General features: G+C 39.5%; 8 protein-coding genes. 3 read left to right on the forward strand and 5 right to left on the reverse strand.

From position 1 onward, the window contains the following. Window positions 1–119: 119 nt before the first annotated feature. Genes FC36_RS02955 through larA form a run of 5 tightly spaced genes read right to left on the reverse strand, consistent with a single transcriptional unit; the run spans window position 120 to window position 5143 of the window. Window positions 120–1121 carry a HoxN/HupN/NixA family nickel/cobalt transporter gene (locus FC36_RS02955; RefSeq protein ID WP_023859957.1) on the reverse strand — a complete coding sequence of 334 codons (1002 nt, stop codon included), beginning with the start codon at window positions 1119–1121 and terminating at the stop codon, window positions 120–122. 21 nt (window positions 1122–1142) lie between these two features. Next, a complete protein-coding gene (gene larD / locus FC36_RS02960) occupies window positions 1143–1853 on the reverse strand; it encodes a D/L-lactic acid transporter LarD (RefSeq protein WP_023859958.1) in 711 nt (236 codons plus the stop codon). Then, window positions 1853–3118, reverse strand: coding sequence for a nickel pincer cofactor biosynthesis protein LarC (gene larC / locus FC36_RS02965; RefSeq protein ID WP_025021485.1), 1266 nt, complete (start codon window positions 3116–3118; stop codon window positions 1853–1855). The genes larD and larC overlap by 1 nt, the downstream gene beginning before the upstream one ends. Window positions 3119–3121: 3 nt before the next feature. Next, entirely contained in the window at window positions 3122–3859 is a 738-nt protein-coding gene (larB, locus tag FC36_RS02970) for a nickel pincer cofactor biosynthesis protein LarB (protein ID WP_023859960.1), read from the reverse strand. A 9-nt stretch (window positions 3860–3868) separates the two neighbouring features. Beyond that, window positions 3869–5143: a nickel-dependent lactate racemase gene (gene larA / locus FC36_RS02975; RefSeq protein WP_035191079.1), complete on the reverse strand. Its 1275-nt coding sequence runs from the start codon at window positions 5141–5143 to the stop codon at window positions 3869–3871. A gap of 337 nt (window positions 5144–5480) precedes the next feature. On the opposite strand from larA, the gene FC36_RS02980 reads away from it, so the two are divergent. The 3 genes from FC36_RS02980 to FC36_RS02990 all read left to right on the forward strand — a co-directional run bounded on the left by FC36_RS02980 (window position 5481) and on the right by FC36_RS02990 (window position 7419). After that, the gene (locus FC36_RS02980; protein WP_025021486.1) at window positions 5481–6137 is read left to right on the forward strand and encodes a Crp/Fnr family transcriptional regulator; all 657 of its coding nucleotides are present in this window, start codon (window positions 5481–5483) and stop codon (window positions 6135–6137) included. A gap of 139 nt (window positions 6138–6276) precedes the next feature. After that, window positions 6277–7110: an ATP-dependent sacrificial sulfur transferase LarE gene (gene larE / locus FC36_RS02985; RefSeq protein ID WP_025021487.1), complete on the forward strand. Its 834-nt coding sequence runs from the start codon at window positions 6277–6279 to the stop codon at window positions 7108–7110. A 12-nt stretch (window positions 7111–7122) separates the two neighbouring features. Then, window positions 7123–7419 carry a hypothetical protein gene (locus tag FC36_RS02990; RefSeq protein ID WP_023859964.1) on the forward strand — a complete coding sequence of 99 codons (297 nt, stop codon included), beginning with the start codon at window positions 7123–7125 and terminating at the stop codon, window positions 7417–7419. Window positions 7420–7751 lie beyond the last annotated feature (332 nt).

Raw genomic sequence — 7751 nt, forward strand, 5'->3', positions numbered from 1 at the left:
CTGACACGCAAGTGTCGTGAGTTACAAGCCCCCGAACTTGTTCGGGGGTAGTTGACCATAAACAAAAAGAGCTTCCGGTGTGGTTATAGACATATACCATACACACAGAAGCTCTTTTCCTATACAGAAAATTTTTTCTTATTGTGGTTGTAGATTAGGGAGGTTACAATCCATAGAACGGCAAATAAGAAGAATAGCCATAAACCAAGATTACCAAGATCAAGTGCTTGAATCCAAGCCCAGAAACCACTGGTTGGGTTAGATTCTAAGGCTACTTGGATTAATTCCAAAGCTCCGATAAAGAAGGCCGCTACAATGGAAATTGTGGTGACAGTTACATTATAGTAAATTTTGCGTAAAGGCGCTTCAAAGGCCCAATTATAAGCACCGGACATCATAACAGAATCGGTAGTGTCCATAAGACACATCCCTGCTGCAAATAACAAAGGCAAAGATAGAATTCCGCTTAAAGGTAGACTAGCTTTAGCAGCTCCAGCAGAAAGGGCGATAAGAGCAATTTCTGTTGCCGTGTCAAAGCCTAATCCAAAAAGAAAACCAGTAGGATACATTTGCCATTCTTTAGAGATAACTTTGAAAAGTGGCTTAACTAAAGATGCAATAAATCCTCGTGATAATAATAAATCTTCAAGAACATCTTGTTGGACTTGTCCAGCCTTCATTGCTTTGACGGATTTTAGTAAGCTCAATAAAATAATAAAGTTAAAAGCTGCAACTACAAGTAAAAAGGTCCCGGAGACACAGGCTCCGATTTTTCCCCCAACTGCTTGGAAGAAAGGCATTTGTATTTTAGCCCACTTAACGGAAAAACCAATAATTACAGCCATCAAGAAAACAACGGTGGAGTGGCCTAAAGAAAAGAAGAAACCGACCCCAGTTGACCGATGTTTTGCATGAACTAATTTCCGCACAGTATTGTCAATGGCGGCGATGTGGTCAGCGTCAAAGGCGTGCCGTAATCCTAGTGAATAAGCTACGAGTCCTAATCCCCAGAGTTTAGGGTAGTGGATGGCAGCGTTGACCAGACATAAAAGGGCGATGAAATGAAGCCCTAAGCAGGCCAAGTAATATGGAATTGCATCTTTAATTATATTTCTCTTCATATTATCTCCCTATTTTGTAGATTAGATTCCTAAGTAGAAGTGGGCAAAGGCAGCAGCGATTAAAGCCCCGACAAAAGGAGCTGTCCCGGGAACAATCAAGCCATATTGCCAGTCGTTATTAGTTTTGTTTTTAATTGGTAACAATTGGTAAGCTAAACGAGGTCCCAAGTCACGTGCTTGGTTCATGGCGAAACCAGTAGTCCCCCCAAGGCCCATTCCGACGGCCCAAGTTAAAAGACCGACACCGACAGGTAACATCTTTGGCCAAGCAGTTGCAATGGCTAAAATTCCAGTTAAGAAAATTGTGGTAGCAATAACTTCGACCATGTAGTTACGGGGTAAGTTACGGCAGTTAGGGTTGGTAGAGAAGATGTTGCGGATGGCGATTTGGTCAATTTTACCTTCTGAGGCCGTAAAGTGATCAGCATACATAAAGTAAACTAAGCAAGCACCTAAAAGTGCCCCTAAAAATTCGGCAATGACGTAAGGAATGAAGCTAGACCAAGGAATCATTCCTAAGATAGCTTGGCATAAAGCCATAGCAGGGTTAATGCAGACCCCACCGAAAATGAAAAGACAAACGGTAATCCCAAAGGACCAAGTGGTAATGGCAAAGGTGTGACCAGAACCTTTATATTTAGTTTTTTGTAAAACTTCGTCGCAGTGAACCCCGACCCCAAACATAATCATGAGGGCGGTTCCTAAAAATTCAGCAATCAAATTGTGTAACATTACTTAAGTTCTCCTTGCAAATATGGTTGTAATTTTTGATAAACATTGTGAATAGGAAGCTGGTATTTCCGCGCAATGCGGGCGCAGTCATCATATTCGAGGCTACGTTTAACTTGTGAGCCGAGCATTCCAACTTTAACGGTGATTTCACCGAAAGGGGTGGTGATTTTTTCAAAATGGCGGGTAGCTTTGGTGCGGGTCATGACTTGACTTCTTACGCCTAGAGTCGTGGTGTGTTCCCAGAGGAGCTGCCTAAATTTAGCTTGCTCCTGAGTTTGACACAAAACTGTTAATAAAACTGCCGGCCGATTTTTCTTCATTATAATGTTGGTCCAAAAGACATCCAAAGCACCGGCTTCGAGCAGTAAATCAAAGATATAACCGAGTTCTTCGGGACTTTGATCATCAAGATTGACTTCGAGTTTGGCAATTTGGTCTTGGGTGGTGTTAATTTCCTCGTGACTATGCTTTAAGGTGGCCAGACTTCCACGTAAAGCATTAAGCTTACCTGTCTGACGTTTCCCAAAACCATAACCGATTTTTTCTACTTGTAGGTGTTCAGGAATACTAGTGATTGGTTTAAGTTCCTTTAAAATAGCTAAACCAGTTGGTGTTACCAATTCCGTGTGAATCTCAGAGTCTTGACGGTAAATTAGGTTGGTGTTTTGCCGTAATTGCATAACAGCCGGAACGGGGACAGGCATGTTACCATGAGCCACTTGAATAAAACCAGTACCATCAGTAACTGCTGTGGTGTAGACACGTTTAATACCGAGTTTTTCAAAGGCGATGAAGAAAGCAACGACGTCAACAATTGAATCAGTTGCTCCTACCTCATGAAAGTGAATCTCATCTAAACTCACGTGGTGAACTCTTGCTTCGGCTTGGGCAATGTCGAAGAAAACATTTTTACTATGTTCCTTGACGTCAGCCGAAAGGTCACTTTGGTCAAGAATGTCATTAATCGCCGCTAAATTGCGTATTTCGTGATGATGTTCGTGTTTATGATTATGGTGATGTTCATGTTCATAGTGATGACTTAAACCTTGGTCTTTGTGAACATGGTTAGTTAAATGAACCTCGAAATTTCCACCGTAAATACTAGAATGACTGTTACGCTGGAAACTGACAGTAAATTCAGGAAGGTGTAACTTGGTTAATTCAGTTTGAACTTCCTGAAAGTCAGCGCCTAAATCTAAGAGTAACCCGTTTAGCATATCACCACTTAGGCCGGAAAAGGGTTCTAAAAATAAGATATCTGCCATAGTTTATCCTTTCATGTGGTTAATCAGACTAGCGTTATAGGCCGCTCCAAAACCATTATCAATATTAACTACGCTAACGCCAGAAGCACAGGAGTTAAGCATAGATAAAAGAGCAGTTAAGCCTTGAAAATTGGTGCCATAACCAATACTAGTAGGTACCGCAATGACGGGTGCTGAAACTAAGCCTCCCACGACACTAGCTAAGGCGCCTTCCATTCCAGCAATGACAATAACGACACGAGCTTTTTGAATCAAAGTTAAGTGGTTAAAAAGCCGGTGAATACCTGCGACGCCGACATCGTAGATTTTTTCCACCCGGTTTCCAAATTGTTGGGCGGTAACGGCTGCTTCTTCTGCTACAGATAAATCAGAAGTTCCTGCAGTAACGATGGCAATGTAGTTATCACTGGCAACTTCTTTTTGAGGATTCAAAACAAAGCAATGGGCCGTTTCAAAGTATTGGCCTTGTGGGAAACGCGCTTTGAGAAATTCTGCCTTTATGGCATCAACTCGAGTGGTTAAGATTGGGCTCGTTTCATCTTTTAAAGCCGCCATAATTTCACAAATTTGTTCCTGGCTCTTACCTTGACCGTAAATAACCTCAGGGTAACCGTTTCTTTGTTTGCGGGCGGTATCAACCTTGGCAAAGCCCAAATCACTAAAGCCTTGGAGGGATGCTTGAGCTTGTTTTAAAGAGAGTTCTCCACGTTGAAAGGCCAGAAGAATTTCGCGTGTTTCCATAGTTCCCTCCTATTTGACGATAACGGACAAGCCATCACGGATAACGGTGACTTGAGCATCTTCACCTTCGATTTCGAAGGCTCTTTGGAGCGCTTGGTCAAAGCTAGTGGCTAATTCCATGTGCATGTCTTCGATTAATTCTGGATCCACGAGGTCAGAAACATAAATAACATGGTGGTGTACCAAAATCCGGGCCAAAATTTGGGATGTCCATTGATCAGGAATAGTTTCCAAACGTGGTGTGTTGATGGCCTTTTGTAAGAATTGGTTAGGGTCATCATAGTCGGCCAAATTGTGGTAGAAGCCTTCGCCACCGTGTCCATCGCGAGTCCCTGCAACCATGATAATGACGCCACCTTCTTTATTAGTAGCTTCTGCAGCGGTCATTCCTTTAACTGCTTGATAAATATTTTGATCCAAGGGGAAACCACCATTGGTAGAGATGGCGATATCACATGGAATTTTCTTAACGGTAGCTAAGCTTTCGACAAAGTCACAACCAACCTTGTGAGCCGCTTCCATATCACCAGCAAAAGAACCGATAATTTTTTTGTCACCATCTAAGACAACGTTTACAATAAAGGCTAACTTAGCCGTTCGTGCTGCATAAACCATATCTTGGTGAATCAAGTTATGATGTAAGTTTCCGGTCCGGGCTTCCTTAGAATTGATAAATTCTCCAGAGTGGTTAGCCATAATGGTCTTGTATGAAGCGATTCCAGGAAGAACCGCCTTACGTCCCCCTGAAAAGCCAGCAAAGAAGTGTGATTCAATAAAGCCTTCTGAAATCAAAAGGTCAGCTTCTGCAGCAACCTTGTTGATAATGCAGTCCCCACCAGAAGGAAGTTGGCCAATTTTGACCATATCTTCATCTTTTTGTGAGAAGTGCATCACAATTTCTTCGTTATCGGCAATTTCTTGCCCGTATTTAGCCACTAATTCTTCGTGCGTAGATGGACGGTGGAAACCAGTCGCAACTAAAATACGAATCCGAGCGTCTGGGGCAACGGAACGAATTCTTCTCAAAATAATGGGGGTAATAATGTGTGAAGGAACAGGCCGGGTGTGGTCTGAGGAAATTAAGACGATATTCTTCTTTCCTTTTGCGAGTTCTTCAAGCTTAGGACTGCCAATAGGATTATCCATAGACTTTTCCACAGTTTCTTTTTCTGAAAGTGGGTTGGAAAAATCCTCAGCTTTAGACTCTAAAAGGCCAGCAAAGTTGTCTTCGGGAATTTCGGCTGTAATTGTGCCCTTATCATAAGGAAGATCAACTTTGACCATTTTTTCATGTTCATGTGCAACTTTTTCTTTCGTGATTACACTCATTTTAACGACTCCTTCATGTCATTTTTTCACAAGGGAAAGTATAATTTGAAAAATTTTTTCAAGAAATCACCATTGTTGTTAACAAATGTTAGCACCATAAAGGCTAAATTGCCGTATTTTTATAGTCGTATTTTAAGAATAATAAAGTAGATAAAAGAAAAATCAGTGCTTTCTTACCGGTAAAAAGTAAAAAGGATTGCCATAAGTTCGCCAAATCACTATAATTTAATTTGAATATTCAAGTTAAGGGAAACTTAGGTAAAAATTTTGATAGTTAGATGGAGTTAGATTTATGAAAATTGATTACTTATTAAGTTTTTTAGAAGACAAGCACATTCCTTTGATTGAAAAAAAGCGTCACTCTTATCTGTCCTACCATGGATTAGATGAGTCTTATATCTATATTTTGAAGGATGGGGTAGCTAAAACCAGTGTTATCTTACCTGATGGGCGAGAATTTAACCTTTCTTACATTGTTTCGCCTGATATTGTTTCGCTTTTAAAAGATGAAGTTTCTAAATACACTTCTTCACCTTTTAATATTCGTGTAGAATCAGAAGAAGCCCATTTTTATCGTTTACCACGAACAACTTTTTGGAATTATGTAGCAAATGATGAATTACTTCAGGCTTATGTCAGAGACTACTACCGTTTGAAGTTATCTGAAAATATTGAATCTCTTCAGACTATGACGATGAATGGAAAAACAGGTGCAGTTTGTGCGCTTTTGTATAAGCTTACGCGCCTTTTTGGAAAACCTCATAGAAATGGAACTTTAATTGATTTTTTAGTGACTAATGAAGACATTGCTGGCTTTTGTGGAATTTCTACTAGAAATTCGGTTAATCGTATCATTCATCATCTGAAAGAAGAAGGTATCATTGAAATTCTTCATCAAAAAATATTAATTAAAGATTATGAATGTCTCCAGGAATATGTGGCTAAATAAAAGAAAATAATTGTAAGTATAAAACGTGATTTTTGAAAAATAAATGATAGTATCAAATGTTAGCAACAATCGCTATTTTTTCTTTTCAGAAAATTATTTATACTAGGCCACGTTAATTACAAAATTGGAGATGATTTTTATGACTTCTTTGGAGGTTAAAGAAAGTATTTTAATTGATAAGTTGGCGCAATTAGATAATTTGGTGATTGCTTATTCTGGTGGTATTGACTCAACCTACCTGTTAAAGATTGCCTTAGACACTTTGGGAAGTGACAAAGTTTTAGCAGTGGTGATGAATTCGGAATTATTCTTAGATGATGAATTCAATAAGGCTGTTGATTTAGCTAATGATATGGGTGCTCAAGTCTTAGGTTTAGAAATGAGTGAGTTAGCTGATGCTAAAATTGCTGCTAACACCCCTAAGAGTTGGTACTACAGTAAGAAATTACTCTACAAGACTATCAAAGACGCTGTCGCTGCTGATGGCTTTACCACTATAGCTGATGGGATGATTATGGATGATAACGAAGACTTCCGTCCTGGTTTAATTGCTCGTGATGAAGAAGGAGTGCGTTCTTTCTTACAAGAAGCAGATCTTTACAAGGCGGATATTCGGATTTTGGCTAAGGAAAATGGTATTGTTAACTGGAATAAAGTGGCTTCATGTAGTGTTGCTTCACGCTTCCCATACGGTACACGCTTAACCCAAACTGCTGTTAACCGGGTTTTTGCTAGTGAAAAATATCTACGTGAAGATTTAGGTTACAAAACGGTTCGTGTTCGTTGCCACGGTGATTTGGCACGGGTTGAATTGCCTGAAACAGACTTGCAAGATGCGTGGGACAAGAAGGATGAAATCTCCGCTACTTTACGGAAACTTGGCTTCAATTACACTACTTTTGATATGCAAGCTTTCAAGTCAGGTCGGATGAATGAAGTTTTATCAACTGATGAAAAGTTGGCCTTAGTCTAAGGGGGAGACGCCATGTTTCAAAAGGTGATTCACCAATTAGAAAACAGTCAAAGTACGCTGTATTCAGAAGAATCATGCCGAATTTTTCTGATGCAAGCTTACCAAGAATTAACTTTGATGCGGATAAAATATAGCCAAAATCAAGTTATTAGCGAACAAATTTCAGAAATCCTGGATCGTTTTTTTGCAGTTGAAGAAGATGCTCTAGAAGCCTATGACAATATACATCATTTGGTCTATCGCGATGTCCGCGATGAAGTTCAAACTTTAATTGACTTTATCAAAAGTAAAGATATTCAGTTAGTCTAAGCTAACTACATCCTCCCTAAATAAAGATAATAATTACCGTAAAGCTCCCAAATTTTCTGGGAGTTTTTTCGTAGCAAACAATGGATAGAGAATATAACCAAAAAGGTTCTTTACGAGATGCTGTGGATTCCTAATATAGGTGTCTGCAGTTTTTTGTGTTTTATGAGAAAAATATTAAAAAGGAGTCCCATATCGTCACTCTTTGTTGTATCATTTTAATAACGAAAAAAATTAAAGAGAGTGAGTAATATGGAACTCCTTGAAAACTTAAATTACATACGCGATTTGCTAGTTCGTAATATTTGAAAATTCGCAAAAAAAGCTTAACAGGG

The sequence above is a fragment of the Ligilactobacillus equi DSM 15833 = JCM 10991 genome, assembly GCF_001435735.1.
In the GTDB taxonomy this organism is placed as follows: Bacteria; Bacillota; Bacilli; order Lactobacillales; family Lactobacillaceae; genus Ligilactobacillus; species Ligilactobacillus equi.

Coding starts and splice junctions, on each gene's coding strand:
- FC36_RS02955 (WP_023859957.1), bottom strand. CDS start 1,121: ATGAAGAGAAATATAATTAAAGATGCAATTCCATATTACTTGGCCTGC.
- larD (WP_023859958.1), bottom strand. CDS start 1,853: ATGTTACACAATTTGATTGCTGAATTTTTAGGAACCGCCCTCATGATT.
- larC (WP_025021485.1), bottom strand. CDS start 3,118: ATGGCAGATATCTTATTTTTAGAACCCTTTTCCGGCCTAAGTGGTGAT.
- larB (WP_023859960.1), bottom strand. CDS start 3,859: ATGGAAACACGCGAAATTCTTCTGGCCTTTCAACGTGGAGAACTCTCT.
- larA (WP_035191079.1), bottom strand. CDS start 5,143: ATGGTCAAAGTTGATCTTCCTTATGATAAGGGCACAATTACAGCCGAA.
- FC36_RS02980 (WP_025021486.1), top strand. CDS start 5,481: ATGAAAATTGATTACTTATTAAGTTTTTTAGAAGACAAGCACATTCCT.
- larE (WP_025021487.1), top strand. CDS start 6,277: ATGACTTCTTTGGAGGTTAAAGAAAGTATTTTAATTGATAAGTTGGCG.
- FC36_RS02990 (WP_023859964.1), top strand. CDS start 7,123: ATGTTTCAAAAGGTGATTCACCAATTAGAAAACAGTCAAAGTACGCTG.